This is a genomic window from Methylobacillus methanolivorans (assembly GCF_054588515.1).
On record NZ_BAAILT010000002.1, the window covers coordinates 1,539,758 to 1,558,022 of the forward strand.

Here is an 18,265-nt window from a genome sequence, read left to right on the forward strand (position 1 = left end):
AACACCTCTCCCTCAATGCGCTGGCGGCGCTTTGTCCGCGCCAGCCTGATCATGTGAGGCAGCTTGCAAATCCTCCACACTCACATGACTGGTACGCTTGGGTGGGAACAGGAACAAGGCTGGGTTCTGGATAAAACGCTTGGCCAAGGTCTTCAACAACAAGCGCCACTGGGCAAAGGTGACCTTGCGTGATTTCATTGCCACATACAGCGCCAAGCTGAAACTCACCACAAGATTGGTCGTCCCTATCAGCCAGATGCCGAGAATAGCGGTAACCAGCACCTGCCATGAAAAAATAAAATCCAGCGCCACAAAGGAATAGCCGGTAAACGCCGAGGCAAAAGCAATATGGCGGATATCGATAGGCACACCTAGCAACACGCCCAGGCCAGACATGCCGCCCAGCAAGCAGCCAAAATAGAAGTTACCTGCCAACGCCCCCAGATTGTTCTCCACATAGCGCGCAACACGATCCAGGCGCGCAGGCCCCAACAACCATTCCAGCCAGCCCAAAGCGCGCAAGCGTTGCGGGATTTTGTTATAAACCGCCATGTTGTCGTGATAACCCGCAATTAGGCCAGACAAGAACAGGCACACCCCGGCAATCGCCGCATAAAACACGGCACCGCTATGGAACGGATCGTTGGCATCCAGCAAGGCATGAGCTTTTTCCGGCGTGATAAAGTGCTCGCCAGTCGCCGTCAGGATCAACCAACCCACCAGCATCGCCACTGGTACTGCCATCATGACGTTACCAAGGATAGCAATGGTTTGGCTGCGGAATGTCTGCGCAATGATGGTCACCAGCTTATCGAGGTTCTTGTTCTTGCGATCACTGGCGTCAATGCTCGCCGCAATCGCCGCTGCCGTCATCGCGGGCTGCTTGGTGGCTACCGTAAAATGCAGGATGTGAATCAACGCAAAACCCAAGCCGTAATTGAGGCTAAACAGGATAGCCTCGGTCAGGGGCGCATAATGATGCTTGGCGGCAATGATCTTGAGCATGGTCATCAGTGCAATGATCACGCCCGCCCCCATCGCTGAACGCATCAAGCCAAAATATTCGCTACGCGTCTCGGTGATGTAGTGTTCGCCAGTGCGGCTCGCATTCTCCGTGACGCGCAAAGCCATCAACTCGACATTCTCACGGAAATGCTGCCGCACATCGTTCTTGTGGCGCTCAGCGGAAACCAGAGTCTTGAACAATTGCACCATCGCCACGCCAGCATCCGCCTCGCTACGTACCAGCTTGATGATGCCCAGCAAGCTCTCTAGCCGTCGCACCTGCTGACTCATACGCTGCAACAAAAAGGTGAGATGCACACTAGTTCCGGTTTGCGAACTGTTACGCCTTATCTTTGCAATCACCTGGCGACATTGATCCAGCATCACGAGTATGTGCCCCACATCGTGCTGCTGCTCCAGCGGCATGGCGAGCAAGGCCTGCAATTCGACGCTCTGGGTAATAAAAGGCGAATCGTGGTACTCGATCTCGGGATGATTGCGGATCAACTCGGGCTCAAGGCCAGAAGCAGCGAGCCGGTATGACAGCACCTGCGCCGCATCCAGCAGGCTTTTCTGGCACTCAGCCACCTTCTCGGCAGGTACCTCATTGAAGCGCAAGGCATGCACCAGTTGCAGCCAGACCTCATCAGGCACGGAAGATACCCACTCCTCATCGCCATTTTTTGGGAATATCTGCCCAAATAAGTCCTTGAGATAAGCTGGATTGATGGCATCGGGAAGAATCTTGTGGCCAATACGGCGTGCCAACTCTGTAAAAAAACCACTGTTCGGCTGAATGCCGGAATCCACATACAAAGAGATAGGCTTGCGCCCCACCAGCAGGCTGACGATAGCATCACGCAGCAAGCGTGCCTTGTCGGGATCACTGTTCAATACATGGCAAAGTGCCTGCACTGCATGGGCAGCGTGCGCGGTATCGTGATTGTGGCGTGGACGAATTTCTGCCACCAAGTCAGCAACCAAGTGGGCAGCATTCATATTATGTTGTGCGTAATCGCGCAGGATTTCTTCCATCAGCATATTTCTATAGAAAACATTTTTGTGATTATCAGGAATAGATTTCTTCGTTCTTATCATCCCACATATAAGCTTGAGGCACGCACTATAATGCCGCCCCCAGCGTCAGATGCACGCGCTTCTCGCTGTTGACGCGGCGCAAGACCAGCTCCACTTCCTGCCCGGCATGGCGATGTACGATTTGCTGTAGCGCCTGCGCTGACGGAATAGGCTCCCCACCAAGATTGAGCAAGACATCCCCCACAGCCACTCCAGCTTGCGCCGCAGGAGATCCGGTAATCACCGCCATCACCATCAAGCCGGGCTTAGCATCATCTTTGCTAGGCTGCATCACATGCACGCCCAGCGCGGGCGGGGCCAGCTTGCCCCAGTAAGTAGCAAAATAACTATAGACCTCATCTTTCCCTGCACTAGCTCCCTGGCTCTTTGACTGCTCCTTGATTTGCTGCAGCCTCATTGCCGCAGTTGGCGCAGCGATCAGCTTGGTATACACAACCACAGCATCTGCCTTGGCCTTGGCTGCCTGAGCGACGGCACGTGAAGGTGGAACATCGGTCGTTTCAAAACTGGAATACCCCAACATTTCGTAACCATCATTCAGCATGCGCTGGTAATCATCCGCTTCACTCACACCTTTATAGATGGTTGGTTCCTGGCCACCTGAGCTCAGTTTCACGCCATGCAACTGACGAGCGACATAGTGCTGGGTATAAGGATTATCCTCAGCAGGCACCTCAACCGGCGGCACAGCGATCACAGGCTGATCAGGTACCGGCTGCTTCACCACTGGCTTGCTACAAGCAGCCAGCATTACTAGCAATAATACAATGACATATGGATGCATCATCCTCTCCACTCATTTTTCCTAGCGACAATGGTATGATGAAACGATGTTTTTTTCATCGCCTGCGTACACGTTACAGGCAGATTAACCGACTAACTCCATCAACCATCACTCCTCACCTATGGCAATAGACATCATCCGTATCGGCCTGGTTTCGATCAGTGACCGTGCATCCAGCGGCGCTTACGAAGACAAGGGCATCCCTTCCCTGCAAGAGTGGCTAGGCCGCGCATTGGCAACCCCGTGGGAAAGCACGCTACGCGTGATTCCTGATGAGCAGGATGAAATAGAGGCAACCCTGCGCGACCTGGTGGATTTCGATGGCTGCCACTTGGTGCTGACCACAGGCGGCACTGGGCCAGCCATTCGCGACGTCACGCCAGAGGCAACTTTGGCAGTGGCAGACAAAGTGATGCCTGGCTTTGGTGAACAAATGCGCCAGATCAGCCTTAACTTCGTGCCCACCGCCATCCTCTCGCGCCAAGTCGCGGTCATCCGCAAGCGTAGCCTGATTATCAACCTGCCAGGGCAACCCAAGGCCATCGCCCAAACACTGGAAGGCCTGAAGGACGAACATGGCAAAACCGTGGTACCTGGCATTTTTGCAGCAGTGCCTTATTGCCTTGATTTGATCGAGGCGCCTTACATCGAGACTAATCCCGACATCGTATCGTCATTCCGTCCTAAATCCGCACAAAAGCCCGCTTGAGCCATGGCCTCGGAATTCGACCTTATCAAGCGTTACTTCAATCGCCCGCAGCCAGCCGCCATTTTGGGCGTGGGCGACGATGCGGCCGTGGTGCAAGTCTCTCCAGGCATGCAGCTGGCAATTTCTGCCGACATGCTAGTAGCAGGCACTCACTTTTATGCAGACATAGACCCTTGGATGATAGGCTGGAAATCCATGGCAGTGAATATCTCCGATATGGCTGCCATGGGCGCTCAACCTCGCTGGGCCACATTGGCTATTGCCCTGCCAAAAGCGGATGAAACTTGGGTCGCCAGGTTTGCCGAAGGATTTTTTGCCTGCGCCGAGCAATTCGATGTCGCCCTCATAGGAGGCGACACCACCCGGGGCCCACTCACCATCAGTGTGCAGATCATGGGTGAAATTGCGCCAGGCCAATCATTGCTACGCAGCAATGCCCACGTCGGGGATGATCTCTGGGTGTCTGGGCCATTAGGCGATGCCGCATTGGCACTGGCAGCCATCCAGGGGCGATTCCCCCTCAGCGAGACTGAACTTTATGCATGCAGCCCAGCCTTGCATCAACCACAACCCAGGGTGGCCCTAGGCCGAGCTTTGCAGGGCCTGGCTCATAGCGCACTTGATATTTCCGACGGCCTGCTCGCCGACCTTGGACATATCCTCGAACGCTCAAAGGTAGGGGCAGAAGTCTGGTTGAAAGCCATTCCACAGTCCGATATTGTAAGCACCCACTCTCATCAAAGCAAAGTCCAGGCGATGATTCTCTCTGGCGGTGATGATTACGAACTATGCTTTACTGCCCCGGCAAAAAATCGCCATCGTATTGCAGAGATTGGCCAAAAACTTGGCTTGACCATGGCGATCATCGGGCAGATTACCGCATCACCCACACTTACTGTCCTCGGGCTAGACGACGCCCCCCTCACACTCAAGGAGCATGGCTTTGACCATTTCGCCTGACCGTCACTTCCTGCTGCGCCATCCTGCGCATTTCCTTGCACTTGGTTTTGGCAGCGGCCTAGCGCCTAAAGGCCCGGGCACCTTTGGCACCCTGGTAGCACTACCATTATTCGGCCTATTGCTGCTACTGCCTGAAGTGAGCCACCTGCCTATCCTGGCGCTATTATTCCTGCTAGGCATTCCCTTGTGCGGCATTACCGGGCGCAACCTCGGCGTCAGCGACCACGGTGGTATCGTCTGGGATGAGATCGTCGCCTTCATGCTGGTGCTGGAATTCACACCCAAGGCCTGGGAATGGTGGCTTTATGCCTTCCTTCTCTTCCGCCTGTTCGACATCTGGAAACCCTTCCCCATCCGCACACTGGATCACCAGGTACATGGCGGCTTCGGCGTGATGCTTGATGACTTGATCGCCGCAATCTATGCAATTGCCGTATTGAAAGGAACCCAATGGTGGATGATGCAACACTTCTAACCCTGGCTCACGAGCTTGGCACCGCCTTGAAGAATAAAGGCTGGAGTCTAGCCCTGGCAGAATCCTGCACTGGTGGCTGGGCAGCGCAATCTGTCACAGCGATCGCTGGTAGCTCGGCATGGTTTGACCGCGGCTTTGTCACCTACAGCAATCTTGCCAAACAACAGATGCTGGGAGTTGGCGCAGATACACTGGAACAATACGGGGCGGTCAGCAAGCAAACTGCAGAGGAAATGGCCCTGGGCGCCATCGCCCACAGCTCTGCAGACATCAGTGCAGCCATTACCGGCATTGCCGGACCCGAAGGCGGCAGTGCTACAAAACCAGTCGGCACGGTATGCTTTGGCTGGAGTTGTAAAAATGGCCAAATCCTCACGCAAACAGAAGTATTTTCAGGTGATCGCGAGGCGGTGCGGAGGCAAGCGGTCAAAACCGCATTAACAGGCTTGTTGCAACTTACCTTAGCCACTGATTTATGAAATAATTGCAGGCTTTAGCAGGCAACTCGAAAAGGTATTCACTGATGGATGAAAATAGAAGCAAAGCGCTAGCCGCCGCCCTCTCGCAAATTGAGAAACAATTCGGCAAAGGCTCCATTATGCGCATGGGTGACACTGACGTCGCCGCTGACATCCAGGCAGTCTCTACCGGCTCGCTGGGCCTAGATATAGCCTTGGGCATTGGTGGTTTACCACGAGGCCGTATCGTGGAAATTTACGGGCCTGAATCTTCTGGCAAGACCACGCTGACATTGTCGGTGATTGCACAAATGCAAAAACTGGGTGGCACGGCAGCGTTTATTGATGCTGAACACGCACTTGATCCGCAATATGCACAAAAGCTCGGCGTGAATGTTTCCGAGTTGCTGATCTCCCAGCCCGATACTGGCGAACAAGCGCTTGAAATCGCCGACATGCTGGTACGCTCAGGTTCTGTTGATATCGTCGTTGTCGACTCCGTAGCTGCACTGACACCCAAGGCCGAAATCGAAGGCGAAATGGGCGACTCACACATGGGTCTGCAAGCACGCCTGATGTCGCAAGCCCTGCGTAAGCTCACGGCCAACATCAAGCGTACCAATACCCTGGTCATCTTCATCAACCAAATCCGCATGAAGATCGGCGTAATGTTCGGCAACCCCGAAACCACCACTGGCGGCAATGCGCTCAAGTTCTACGCCTCCGTGCGCCTAGATATCCGCCGCACTGGCGCCATCAAGAAGGGTGACGAAATCACCGGCTCCGAAACTCGCGTCAAAGTGGTGAAGAACAAAGTTTCGCCCCCATTCAAGCAAGCAGAGTTCGACATTCTTTACGGTGAGGGGATTTCGCGTGAAGGCGAAATCATTGAACTGGGCGTAAACCTCAAGCTGGTTGAAAAAGCGGGTGCCTGGTATAGCTACAAGGGCGATAAAATTGGCCAGGGCAAGGATAATGCCCGCGAGTACCTCAAGGAGCACCCGGCGATTGCCGATGAAATTGATGCCAAGATTCGTGAACAATCCAACCTGGCCAATGCCGCGATGACCACGGCGCCGGATGAAGACGAAGACGAGTAAACCTGCCTATAGCCTGCGCGAGCGGGCTTTGGCCTATCTGGCGCGCCGGGAACACTCCTATCAGGAACTGCAGCAAAAGCTGACCCCACATGTGGGAGAGGACGATGACCTGCCCACACTACTTGAGGATTTCAAGAAACGTGGCTGGTTATCCGATACCCGTTATACCGAGCAGATCGTCCATGCACGCAAAGGCCGCTATGGTAGCCTGCGCGTAGCCCATGAGCTTAGGCAACATGGCATCAGTGATGAGTTGATCAGCAAAGCAGTTGCTGACATGGCAACAGATGAGTTGGCCGCTGCCAGGACGGTATACCAGAAGAAGTTTTCCCAGACACCGCAATCGCGGGAAGAATGGGCCAAGCAAGCCCGCTTCCTACAAGGCCGCGGGTTTGAGTTTGAAGTAATACGCAAAGTGCTGCGTGGCAGCCCGGAAGATATTGAGTGATGCAACATAGCACGTTGCATCCATGGATTTTTTTGACATTAACGCTTTGAGCAAGAACATATATCAATGAAGAGCAACCAGATTCGCCAGGCTTTCCTGGATTATTTCGCCTCCAAGGGCCACCAGATCGTCAGTTCCAGTTCGCTGGTGCCTGCCGGCGACCCCACCCTGCTCTTCACCAATGCCGGGATGAACCAGTTCAAGGACGTATTTCTGGGTTTTGACAAGCGCCCCTACACCCGTGCCACCTCCTCGCAGAAGTGTGTACGCGCTGGCGGCAAGCACAACGATCTGGAAAACGTCGGCTATACCGCGCGCCACCACACCTTCTTTGAAATGCTGGGCAACTTCAGCTTTGGCGACTATTTCAAGCGTGATGCCATTAATTTTGCCTGGGAGCTGCTGACCGAAGTCTTCAAGCTACCCAAAGACAAGCTCACCGTCACTGTCTATGCAGAAGACGACGAAGCCTACGATATCTGGACCAAGGAAATCGGCGTACCTGCCGAGCGCGTGATTCGCATCGGCGACAACAAGGGCGCGCGCTATGCTTCCGACAACTTCTGGATGATGGGTGATACTGGCCCCTGCGGCCCCTGTACCGAGATTTTCTATGACCACGGCGACCATATCTGGGGCGGCCCTCCAGGTAGCCCCGAAGAAGATGGCGACCGCTTCATCGAAATCTGGAACAACGTCTTCATGCAGTTCAACCGTGACGAAGCTGGTGTCATGCATCCGCTGCCCAAGCCTTCGGTCGATACTGGGATGGGCTTGGAGCGGATTGCTGCTGTGTTGCAAGGCGTACATAGCAATTACGAGATCGATCTGTTCGAAAATTTAATTACCAGTGCTCGTTCAGCAATATTCACTGCATATGAAGATGACTCATCATTCAATGCACTAATGACTGAAAAAGAACAAGGCATTGTTAATCCATCGCTGAAAGTTTTAGCAGACCATATTCGCTCATGTGCATTCTTGATTGCTGACGGAGTAATTCCTGGCAACGAAGGGCGTGGCTATGTATTGCGCCGGATCATCCGCCGCGCGATTCGCCACGGCTATAAACTTGGAGCCAGACGCAGCTTCTTTCATTTAATGGTTTCTGCTTTGGTAGCCGAGATGGGCGATGCCTATCCCGAGCTCAAGAGCGGCGAACAGCGTATTACCGACATCTTGCGCCTGGAAGAGGACCGGTTCTTCGAGACCATTGAGCACGGTATGGCGATCCTGGACGCTGAGTTGGCCGACATGGCTAAAACCGGCAATACCGTATTCAACGGCGAAACCGCATTCAAGCTGCACGACACCTTCGGCTTCCCGCTTGACCTCACAGCAGATGTCTGCCGTGAGCGTGAAGTCAGCGTAGACTCCGCCGCTTTCGACGCCGCCATGACACGCCAAAAAGAACAAGCCCGCGCCGCAGGCAAGTTCAAGATGGCCACTAACCTTGAATATGTAGGGGCGGCCACTACATTCCAAGGCTACGACACTCTGGAAGCGCCGGGCAAAGTGCTGGCACTATATAAGGATGGCAGCGCTGTCGATAGCTTGAATGAAGGCGAGCTAGGCGTGGTCGTGCTAGATAACACCCCCTTCTATGCCGAATCTGGCGGCCAGGTCGGCGATCAAGGTATATTGAAGGGCGCGGAAGGCATCTTCCAGGTAGAAGACACCTTAAAAATCCAGGCTAATGTGTTCGGCCATCACGGCGTATTGAACACCGGCACCCTGCGCGTAGGCGACGAAGTCAGCGCACGCGTGGACCTCGTCTCGCGCCATCGCACCATGCGCCACCACTCGGCCACCCACCTCATGCACAAAGCCTTGCGAGAAGTGCTGGGCAGCCATGTGCAGCAAAAAGGCTCATTGGTAGACCCTGACAAGACACGCTTCGATTTCGCGCACAATGCTCCCGTCACCGATGAGGAAGTCCGTCGCATTGAAGATATCGTCAATGCCGAGATTCTCGCCAATGCGCCGACCCAGGCACGTGTGATGGATATTGAATCGGCACAGAAAACCGGTGCCATGATGCTATTCGGCGAGAAATATGGCGATGAAGTCCGCGTACTCGACATCGGCACTTCGCGCGAACTGTGCGGCGGCACGCACGTCGGCCGCACAGGCGATATTGGCCTATTCAAGATTACTTCCGAATCAGGCGTTGCTGCCGGGGTGCGTCGCATTGAGGCAGCTACTGGTGATGTAGCGCTACACTATATCCAGCAACAGCAGCAACTGCTTGCCGATGCTGCTGCCTCCTTCAAGGCACCAGCAGCAGAACTGGCTAGCAAGATCAGCCAGACTCTGGATCATATCAAAGCGCTGGAGAAGGAACTCGCACGCCTGAAATCCAAGCTGGCCTCATCGCAAGGTGATGAGCTTGTAAGCCAAGCGGTGGAGATCAATGGCGTCAAGGTTCTGGCTGCGACATTGGAAGGCGCAGATGCCAACACCTTGCGCGAAACCATGGACAAGCTCAAGGACAAGCTCAAGACTGCTACTATCGTGCTTGCTAGCGTTAATGGCGACAAGGTCAGCGTTGCCGCTGGTGTCACCGCTGACACTATCTCCAAAGTCAAAGCTGGCGAGCTGGTCAACTTTGTTGCCGCACAAGTCGGCGGCAAAGGTGGCGGCAAGCCGGATATGGCCATGGCAGGTGGCACCGATGCCAGCAAGCTGCCACAAGCACTCGCCAGCGTTGCTAGCTGGGTAGGCGAAAAACTGAATTAACCGCCGCGGGGGCATGCATGACAGCCACCCGCGTTTTATTGATGCACTTTTGATACCGACATAGATATGGCACTTATCGTACAGAAATACGGCGGCACCTCAGTCGCCAATCCAGAACGCATCGGCAACGTCGCCCGCCGCGTGGCTCGCCACAAGGCATTAGGTCAGCAAGTCGTGGTCGTGGTTTCGGCAATGTCCGGCGAAACCAACCGCCTGATCGGCCTGGCCAAGGAAGTGATGCCCAACCCTAGCCCACGTGAACTTGATGTGCTCGTCTCCACCGGCGAACAAGTCACCATTGCCCTGCTTGCCATGGCCCTGCAAGAGCTTGGGGTAAAAGCCAAGAGCTACACCGGTAGCCAGGTCAGCATCATCACTGACAATGCTCACACCAAGGCGCGCATTCTCAAGATTGATGAAGAGCGTATCCGCAAAGATCTTGATGACGGCCATGTCGTTGTCGTCGCTGGTTTTCAGGGTGTTGACGAGCAAGGTAATATCACCACCCTAGGCCGCGGTGGCTCCGATACTACCGGCGTCGCGCTGGCAGCTGCTCTCAAGGCCGATGAGTGCCAGATCTACACCGATGTAGACGGCGTCTACACCACCGACCCACGCGTCGTGCCTGAAGCACGCCGCCTCAAATCGGTCACCTTCGAGGAAATGCTGGAAATGGCCAGCCTGGGCTCCAAGGTACTGCAAATCCGCTCAGTCGAGTTTGCAGGCAAATACAAGGTCAAACTACGCGTGCTTTCCAGCTTTGAGGAAGAAGGCGAAGGCACGTTGATTACTTTTGAGGACGACAACAATATGGAACAACCCATCATTTCCGGTATCGCCTTCAACCGCGATGAAGCCAAAATCACCGTACTAGGTGTACCTGACCGCCCAGGCATTGCCTATCAGATCCTGGGCCCAGTGGCTGATGCCAACATCGACGTCGACATCATCATCCAGAACGTTGCCGCCGATGGCACCACCGACTTCACCTTCACCGTGCACAAGAACGACCTGCAGAAGGCCCTAGACATCCTGCGCGACAAGGTACAAGGCCATATCGGCGCACGCGAGATCATCGGCGACGACAAGACCGCCAAAGTCTCCGTGGTCGGCGTCGGCATGCGCTCCCACGTTGGTATAGCCAGCCAGATGTTCCGCACCTTGGCTGAAGAAGGCATCAACATCCAGATGATCTCCACCTCCGAGATTAAGATTTCTGTCGTTATTGACGAGAAATACATGGAATTGGCAGTACGCGTATTGCATAAGGCTTTTGGACTAGAAGAAGTTTAAGAATTACGCCGTTTTGGCGTTGATTTTTACGGCGTAATCAAGTATTGTTACGCCCTCGTGCGGAGAGCTGGCCGAGTGGTCGAAGGCACTTCCCTGCTAAGGAAGCATACGGGCTTAAACCTGTATCGAGGGTTCGAATCCCTCGCTCTCCGCCACCTTAAAAGAGGTGTGAACGTGGTGAAATTTTAGTAGCATAAATTTAACATTCACGTATAATGCACGCCTCACATATGCGCCCGTAGCTCAGCTGGATAGAGTACTTGGCTACGAACCAAGGGGTCAGGAGTTCGAATCTCTTCGGGCGCACCAAATAAACAAAGGGTTAGCTTAGGCTAGCCCTTTTGTCTTTTCAGTATTTATACACCATTGCTACATTATGGCTACAACAGCAGCACCATATCTAAGGGAAGCAGAGATTGAACAGTTGTTGATCCCATCCCGCTACGACCCCTCAAAGCTTTTCAATAGCGGTAGCCAATGGGCTAATCAATTCGCAAAACGCTTCTGTTACGATCAAGCCCCTCGAAACGGAAAACACGCGCTTGAAAAGGCTGGCGCCGCGAGTACAACGAGGAGCGACCGAAAAAATCACTGGGCGGTTTGACGCCTGCAGCTTATGCCAAATCACTCACCCAGAAATCGGGTAAATTACCCTCGGACTCTAAAGCCCTCTGCTACTGAAAACGGGGGGACGTCGTTACTGATCTTCCCGCGCTTTTGCACGGAATGAATTAATGTGTAATACGTCATGCGACCATGCTTGATCTCGATCTGTCCCTGCGGTTGACCAAGAGCACTCACCAAGAATTTGATCCGGGTTTGGGATAGTTTTTCAATGCTTGTCGAGAGATACGTTTTCCCATCCTTTTCTGACAAGGCCCCCGCGAGATCGTGATGCTCTCCACAGCCTTGCAAGGCAAACAGTATGGAACTGATCAACACCGCTCCAACAGTTCTATATTGCATATGTTCTCCCTTATATCCTCTCAAGCGAGTTAGTCGATGCTTGGTGACATACGCTTATGGGACTGAATATAGAAACCTCCTATTAGCAATCCCAAAACGGCTGCCACAAGTGATCCGGATAGCACACCAAGCTTTGCGGCACTGAGCAGTCCGTCATTCTGGAATGCGAGCATGGATACAAAAATGGACATGGTGAAACCAATCCCGGCGAGTACCCCAATCAGGCATACGCCGAACCATGTGACATCTGAGGGCAATCTGCACCATCCCAATCGCACCATCAGCCAGCTCACACTGATCACGCCAATCGGCTTTCCAAAGATCAAGGCGATGGCGACACCGAACATGACCCACTGTGCCCCATCCTGATCAATACTAGCCTCTTGTAGGCTGACACCGGCATTGGCCAGGGCGAATAATGGCATGATGCCAAACGCAACCCAGGGGTGAAGTACTGTTTGGATGCGGGTCACCGGCGGCAGCAATTCACGCTGGGCAATACGGAGTCTACGCAGTGATTGTACCAGTTGCTGATTGCCTGAGGATGCCTCCTTGAGCAACTGGCGATGAACGCGTGAGATCAGTGCGAGAGGCCGCCTGCGAACTCTCGAGGAAAGTACCGGGGTCATGAGCCCGAGGACGACGCCAGCCAAGCTGGGATGGGCTCCGGTAATGAACAACCCAATCCAGATGATGGCACCAGGCAGTACGTAGGCATAAGCGGAACCTATGCCCATACGCTGTAGCAGGATGACGCTGGCTATGCCTATGCCAGCGAGAGCGAAACCGCTGTAATCCAGTCCACCCGAATAAAACAAGGCAATGATCAAGACGGCGATGATGTCATCAATCACGGCCAGGGCGAGCAAGAATATCCGGACATTGCCGGGAATGGAGCGGCCCAGCAACGCGAGCACCCCAACGGCAAAGGCAATATCAGTGGCGGTCGGTATGGCCCATCCCTGTTGCCTGGCAGGGTCAGCATTCAAGGCAAGATAAATGAGAGCGGGGATCGCCACTCCGCCCAATGCCGCGGCAAATGGCAAGGCAGCTTGCTTGAGGCTGCTTAATGCTCCCTCATGGATTTCGCGGCGGATCTCCATGCCAACCACGAGAAAGAAGAGAGTCATGAGGACATCGTTGATCCAGAAATGCAGCGACTCGGAAAATAGCGCCTGGCCCAACCCAATAGACAGTGGGGTATGCCAGAGGTGATGGTAGCTTTCGGCGAATGGAGAGTTTGCCCAGATGAGTGCAATCAAGGCAGCAATAAGTAATACGATACCGCTGACTGCTTCGATATGAAAAAACCGCTCAACCTTGGCGAAGGCGAACTTGGTCAATAGCTGAGCGCGGGATACCCGGCGGCCAGGGCGTTGCTGATGCATAGGCGTACAAGCTCCGCGTGGCGGCCCGACCTAACGCATTAACCTGTCTCGCCGCAGCATGCGGCTAACACCCTTTTTTATTCTACATCCTCAATTCCGTTAGGCAAAATTTGAACACAATGCGGGTGATTCATCCTTGCCTACTGTCGTTGATACCAAGTCTTACTATGATTGATGATGTACACCACGGTCAACATCGCGGGAACTTCAATTAACACGCCAACTACTGTGGCCAATGCTGCTCCTGACTTGAAGCCGAATAAACTAATGGCCGTGGCTACTGCCAATTCAAAGAAGTTACTCGCACCAATCAAGGCTGAAGGACCAGCTATGCTGTGCTGTTCCTCAGCCTTGTAGTTCAGCCAGTATGCAAGACCGCTATTGAAGATTATCTGGATCAGGATAGGAACGGCTAATAGCGCGATCACAATTGGCTGCTCAATGATGGCATGTCCCTGAAAACCAAACAGTAAAACTAGCGTCAGCAGCAAAGCGGCTATTGACCAGCTTCCTGTGTGTTGCACAATCTGCTCATAACAAGCCTGTCCTTTGGCTAACAATGTTTTGCGCAGCAGTTGGGCAAGCAGCACAGGTATCACAATGTAAAGCACAACAGAGGTTGTGAGAGTTGCCCAAGGCACGGCGATTGCAGAGATACCTAGCAACAGGCCAACCAGTGGCGCAAATGCAAAGATCATGATGGTGTCGTTCAGGGCTACCTGTGATAGGGTAAATAAGGGATCGCCTTGTGTGAGCTTGCTCCAAACAAACACCATCGCAGTGCAAGGAGCGGCAGCTAGCAATATCAGCCCGGCAATGTAGCTGTCTACCTGCTCAGCAGGCAACAGCTCGGCAAACAAATGCCGGATGAACAACCAAGCAAGGAATGCCATTGAAAATGGCTTGACCAGCCAATTAATAAATAACGTGATTCCTATCCCTCTGAGGTGATGACGCACTTGGTCTAGAGCGGAAAAATCTACCTTGGCAAGCATCGGGATGATCATGACCCAGATCAAGAAACCGACTGGCAGATTGACCTGCGCGAACTCAAGGCTAGCAATGGTTTGAAATATCTCAGGCCACAACTGGCCAAAGAAAACTCCGATGAAAATGCACAACGCTACCCATAGGGTGAGGTAACGTTCAAACGTATTCATTTGATGCCATCCAGTTCGCGCTTGATACTAGGGATGTCCATTGACTCCAAAGGCAGGCGAATAAAACGTTCAACGCATCCCTGGATCTGGCTGCGGATCTGGGCAAAGGCAGCACGTTTATCCTCATTGCTACCTTCAGCTGCGGCAGGATCTTCAAATCCCCAATGCCCTGATATCGGCGAACCAGGCCAGATGGGGCAAACCTCGCCAGCGGCGTTATCGCAGACAGTGATGACGATATCCATCTTAGGTGCATTAGCTTGGGTAAACTCATCCCAACTCTTGCTACGCAACACCTCAGTGGGGTAACCAAGGTCAGCCACCTGCTCAATGGCGAAGGGATTTACTTTGCCAGTAGGATTGCTACCAGCGCTAAAGGCCTTGAATCTACCCTGGCCCAGCGTATTGAATAAGGCCTCAGCCATGATGCTTCTTGCGGAGTTACCTGTACAAAGGATAAGTACATTGAAGGTTTTGGTGATCATTTAATAGGCTCTGAGATAGGTTGAAATTGAACTGGCATGCAAGGTGCACCACCACAACAATTCTCAGTGAGGTATGCCAGGACATTGTTCATCTGTATGTAATTTGCTGAGTAGATGACAAACCTGCCTTTATGACGAGAAGTCACTAATTGCGCATGACTTAGTTCTTTAAGGTGAAAAGAGAGAGAGGAAGGTGACACATCAAGGGTTTCACTGATTCTGCCAGCGTGCAGCCCATCAGGCCCCGCCTGAACAAGGAGTCGATAAATTGCGAGGCGTGATTCCTGTGCCAAGGCAGATAATGCAGTAACGATAGTTTTCATTTCCATATTTTTATATTATTTGAAATATAGAAATAATTCAATAAAACTGCTTATTAATGTCTTTTACCAGAAGCTATAAAAGAAACACCCGTAACTGTCAAAGAGGAACTTATGCATGTCCCACCTCAATGCCAAATCCTAATATTTTGCTGCCTGTCTCTGCAATGATCGAAAATGCGGAACTGATACAAGCTGTACACAAAACCATCGATCAATTCAGAACTCCAAGGTGAAACGTTCACCATCTTGACGATAGAAAGAAGGCCTATACCATCATGACATAGGCCTTTATTTTTACATGCTTCCCAAGTCTTCTATGGCATCAATCACCATGCCAGTGCCAATGGCGATCATGAGAATATCAGCTGCCACTCTGACGTATTTATAGCCGCGAGGTGGTGGGTCTAGTCGAGCAATGATTACTGGCGGTAGATCGTAATAGATAATATCGCGAGGTAATGGGTAGCCTCGACGCCATTTCTTGGCTTGTCCTGGAGGCATGCAGCCGTTGTTCTTTTTCGCTAGTCCAGGAGGGCAGTGGCCGGCCTGGTATTGATCGCGGTAGTAATCCTGGATGATGACGCGCTGGTTGCTTGAAAAATGGATGTCAATATCAATGTTGCCACCATTTCTGCGATCATCATAAGCGTGGCGGTCAGATCCACCACCACCGTGCTGTTGCTTTTTCACTTGCCCTGGAGGGCCACCATTGCCATTCCCTTTTCCATGGGGCGGGTCTGCTAGTAAAGGACCGCTCAAACTCAGGGTGATGCAGAAGGCTGGAATAGTCAGCAATATCTGTTTAACTTTTGCGTTCATGGCTCTCTCCATAGTTGTGAAGATATAAGTTTTATTATGATGGGTTCGTTGCAGTGTTGAGACTGAGTATTATTTGTTATTACAATAAAATCAGTTGGTTACATTAGCTCGAACGGCCTATTGTAACTAATCTTGGACGAGAGATAATCCACCCCATAACAACAAATAATTAAAAAATTCTTAACTATGGAGTTAAACATGTTGAAAAAGACAATGACTGCTATTGCCTTGGTTGCAGCAATGGCTTCAGGTGTTTCTGCGCAAGCAGCGACAAATGACAACTACGGCACTTTGCTATCGGGGGACTTCACTCCGGCTAGTAGTTTTGCTACTTTGAGCTATAACAATATTGGCAATGTTTACTATTTCACCCTGACTGCCAATGATCTGAATGCCTTGTTTACTAATAAAGCATTTATCGGCTCTATTGCAGTGGATGCAGATGCGAAAGCGACTGTATCGAGTGTATTAGGTGATTCTCCTGTTAGCTATAAAAATGGTGGTGGTCCTGGTGGTATTTATGATTTCCGCTTTGATTTATTCCAAGGTCAAGATCGTTTAACCGCGAACGAGAGTGTTAGCTGGACAGCAACTTTTAATGGCCCCGTTGAGCTAAACTCCAAATCGTTTGCACTTCACGTGCAAGGTTTGACTGATGCTCAAGGTGGCAGTGCTTGGTACACCGTCAGTGCTGTACCTGAGGCGGATACATACGCTATGTTGGCATTAGGCTTGGGTGTTCTAGGCTTTGCATCTCGCCGTAGGAAAGTGCAGTAAGCGAGAAGTAAAACGAAAGGCCTCCTTATGAGGCCTTTTTATCTTTGTAGCGTGACAATCAAGTATTTGACAGAAACATTCCCTAAAAACTTTAGAACCCGATTGAGTATCCAATAAATCCTAGCGGTTGTGTTCTGGTTTCAACGATGGGGCTATTGGCTTGCTCGTTGCCTAAGCGGTTGGCAATCAGGCCAAAGAATAACGCTTGGTTTTCTTTTATGCTGTAAATGCCATTGACCCCGATTTGATATTGCGTGCCAGCACCTGCTTCATAAGCTGAGCGTCCCTGCCTTGCTTCGTCGGCATCTACGCCAAAGTAATAGTCATTGAATTTCTTGTTGTTCCATTGCACGCCGATCAGGCCATTGATGCGGAATTGACTAGAGCGGTACAGACTTCGAATAAATTGGAGCTGTACGTTTTGGCCGTTGCTTGCGTTTCCAGCGTCAAAACCCCATTGGGCGTTTACAGTGCCGTAATCGGTTTGCCAACGGAGGACTGGGCCAACATCTACCGAGAAGTCCCGGTCATGCATGCCTTTGGTGCGGCTGCTGTCGTCAGCATCCCAGCCAAACCTTGCATCTGCAGATAGTCCAAATCTTAGCCTTTTATCGTCGGAGTCCAAGAGCCAAACGCCAGCTTGCAGGCCATTGATATAAAATCGGTCACCGTAGTTGGCATTGATGACAGGCAGTACTAGTGTACGAAAGTCTTTGGAGCCTGATGTTTTGGGGATCATGCCAACGCCAATACCATACATGTTCTTTTGCCTCGGCATAGATGTTTCAGTCTGCCTGTCGATCTTAGTTTCCTCTGCCCAAGCATAGCTGGTTAGGAGGCATACGGCGGAAAAACTAAGTGCGCGTTTGATTTGTGCCATTGTTATCCTATTACGTTAATTGAGTCAGATTGCTTCAATCCCAGTAGTTTAAGCCAGATATATTAAAGCTTTAGAACTGAATTGGCCCCTACTATCCTAGACAGTCGCCAGCCCCTCGAAATAACGCTTTTCATACTCTAATGGCGATAAGCCATTATTGAAACTGTGCCGACGCCTGAGATAGTGAAACTAAAGATATATCCCCGAAGTTCTGGATAGGGAAAATTCTTATACCTTGGTTCTTGGTCTCAATGTACCCACTAATGAATTTAATCTGCGCGAATTTTGCGCGACTTTCTGCACTCCAATAGGCTTTTATAGGCTGTTTGATTGCAACGAACGCCCCTAACCCATTGATTAATATACGCGCCACTCCAGCCCCAGAAGGCTACGAACCA

The 18,265-nt window shown here is 52.0% G+C and carries 18 protein-coding genes, 2 tRNA genes and 1 pseudogene; 12 read left to right on the top strand and 9 right to left on the bottom strand.

Annotation, left to right across the window (positions count from 1 at the left end):
• Positions 1-12: 12 nt before the first annotated feature.
• Positions 13-2,046 carry a site-specific recombinase gene (locus LG202_RS08570; protein ID WP_230347969.1) on the bottom strand — a complete coding sequence of 678 codons (2,034 nt, stop codon included), beginning with the start codon at positions 2,044-2,046 and terminating at the stop codon, positions 13-15.
• An 82-nt stretch (positions 2,047-2,128) separates the two neighbouring features.
• Complete coding sequence (locus LG202_RS08575; RefSeq protein WP_230347970.1) at positions 2,129-2,890, bottom strand: PDZ domain-containing protein; 762 nt, start codon at positions 2,888-2,890, stop codon at positions 2,129-2,131.
• Positions 2,891-3,008: 118 nt separating this feature from the next.
• Between LG202_RS08575 and mog the strand changes: the two genes are divergently transcribed.
• From mog to LG202_RS08630, 11 genes and pseudogenes are all read left to right on the top strand, one after another.
• Positions 3,009-3,596 (top strand): molybdopterin adenylyltransferase, encoded by a 588-nt coding sequence (gene mog / locus LG202_RS08580; protein WP_230347971.1) that lies wholly within the window; start codon positions 3,009-3,011, stop codon positions 3,594-3,596.
• Positions 3,597-3,599: 3 nt separating this feature from the next.
• Positions 3,600-4,556 carry a thiamine-phosphate kinase gene (gene thiL / locus LG202_RS08585; protein ID WP_230347972.1) on the top strand — a complete coding sequence of 319 codons (957 nt, stop codon included), beginning with the start codon at positions 3,600-3,602 and terminating at the stop codon, positions 4,554-4,556.
• Entirely contained in the window at positions 4,534-5,031 is a 498-nt protein-coding gene (locus tag LG202_RS08590) for a phosphatidylglycerophosphatase A family protein (protein WP_230347973.1), read from the top strand. The genes thiL and LG202_RS08590 overlap by 23 nt, the downstream gene beginning before the upstream one ends.
• The gene (pncC, locus tag LG202_RS08595; RefSeq protein WP_230347974.1) at positions 5,007-5,510 is read left to right on the top strand and encodes a nicotinamide-nucleotide amidase; all 504 of its coding nucleotides are present in this window, start codon (positions 5,007-5,009) and stop codon (positions 5,508-5,510) included. Before LG202_RS08590 ends, pncC begins: the two co-directional genes overlap by 25 nt.
• A 44-nt stretch (positions 5,511-5,554) precedes the next feature.
• The gene (gene recA / locus LG202_RS08600; protein WP_230347975.1) at positions 5,555-6,589 is read left to right on the top strand and encodes a recombinase RecA; all 1,035 of its coding nucleotides are present in this window, start codon (positions 5,555-5,557) and stop codon (positions 6,587-6,589) included.
• Positions 6,570-7,037: a recombination regulator RecX gene (gene recX, locus LG202_RS08605; protein ID WP_230347976.1), complete on the top strand. Its 468-nt coding sequence runs from the start codon at positions 6,570-6,572 to the stop codon at positions 7,035-7,037. The genes recA and recX overlap by 20 nt, the downstream gene beginning before the upstream one ends.
• Before the next feature lie 66 nt (positions 7,038-7,103).
• Entirely contained in the window at positions 7,104-9,776 is a 2,673-nt protein-coding gene (gene alaS, locus LG202_RS08610) for an alanine--tRNA ligase (RefSeq protein WP_230347977.1), read from the top strand.
• A 66-nt stretch (positions 9,777-9,842) separates the two neighbouring features.
• The gene (locus tag LG202_RS08615) at positions 9,843-11,069 is read left to right on the top strand and encodes an aspartate kinase (protein WP_230347978.1); all 1,227 of its coding nucleotides are present in this window, start codon (positions 9,843-9,845) and stop codon (positions 11,067-11,069) included.
• A 61-nt stretch (positions 11,070-11,130) separates the two neighbouring features.
• A tRNA-Ser gene (locus LG202_RS08620) sits at positions 11,131-11,224 on the top strand.
• A gap of 77 nt (positions 11,225-11,301) precedes the next feature.
• Positions 11,302-11,378: transfer RNA gene (locus tag LG202_RS08625), tRNA-Arg, on the top strand.
• Between the two features lie 243 nt (positions 11,379-11,621).
• A pseudogene (locus tag LG202_RS08630) lies at positions 11,622-11,750 on the top strand (hypothetical protein); the annotation flags it as partial.
• Here the strand turns inward: LG202_RS08630 and LG202_RS08635 are convergent.
• From LG202_RS08635 to LG202_RS08660, 6 genes are all read right to left on the bottom strand, one after another.
• The gene (locus LG202_RS08635) at positions 11,718-12,035 is read right to left on the bottom strand and encodes a hypothetical protein (RefSeq protein WP_230347979.1); all 318 of its coding nucleotides are present in this window, start codon (positions 12,033-12,035) and stop codon (positions 11,718-11,720) included. The pseudogene LG202_RS08630 and the gene LG202_RS08635 sit on opposite strands and share 33 nt — an antisense overlap.
• A 29-nt stretch (positions 12,036-12,064) precedes the next feature.
• Positions 12,065-13,423, bottom strand: a complete 1,359-nt coding sequence (nhaA, locus tag LG202_RS08640; protein ID WP_230347980.1) for a Na+/H+ antiporter NhaA — start codon at positions 13,421-13,423, stop codon at positions 12,065-12,067.
• Positions 13,424-13,563: 140 nt separating this feature from the next.
• Entirely contained in the window at positions 13,564-14,583 is a 1,020-nt protein-coding gene (arsB, locus tag LG202_RS08645) for an ACR3 family arsenite efflux transporter (protein ID WP_230347981.1), read from the bottom strand.
• On the bottom strand, positions 14,580-15,008 hold the full coding sequence (locus LG202_RS08650) for an arsenate reductase ArsC (RefSeq protein WP_449815761.1): 429 nt from the start codon (positions 15,006-15,008) through the stop codon (positions 14,580-14,582). The genes arsB and LG202_RS08650 overlap by 4 nt, the downstream gene beginning before the upstream one ends.
• 56 nt (positions 15,009-15,064) lie before the next feature.
• Entirely contained in the window at positions 15,065-15,397 is a 333-nt protein-coding gene (locus LG202_RS08655; protein WP_230347983.1) for an ArsR/SmtB family transcription factor, read from the bottom strand.
• A 288-nt stretch (positions 15,398-15,685) separates the two neighbouring features.
• Entirely contained in the window at positions 15,686-16,210 is a 525-nt protein-coding gene (locus LG202_RS08660) for an RcnB family protein (protein WP_230347984.1), read from the bottom strand.
• Between the two features lie 198 nt (positions 16,211-16,408).
• Between LG202_RS08660 and LG202_RS08665 the strand changes: the two genes are divergently transcribed.
• Complete coding sequence (locus LG202_RS08665; protein WP_230347985.1) at positions 16,409-16,987, top strand: PEP-CTERM sorting domain-containing protein; 579 nt, start codon at positions 16,409-16,411, stop codon at positions 16,985-16,987.
• A gap of 91 nt (positions 16,988-17,078) precedes the next feature.
• On the opposite strand, the gene LG202_RS08670 is transcribed toward LG202_RS08665, so the two are convergent.
• Positions 17,079-17,867 carry a MipA/OmpV family protein gene (locus LG202_RS08670; RefSeq protein ID WP_230347986.1) on the bottom strand — a complete coding sequence of 263 codons (789 nt, stop codon included), beginning with the start codon at positions 17,865-17,867 and terminating at the stop codon, positions 17,079-17,081.
• Between the last annotated feature and the right edge of the window lie 398 nt (positions 17,868-18,265).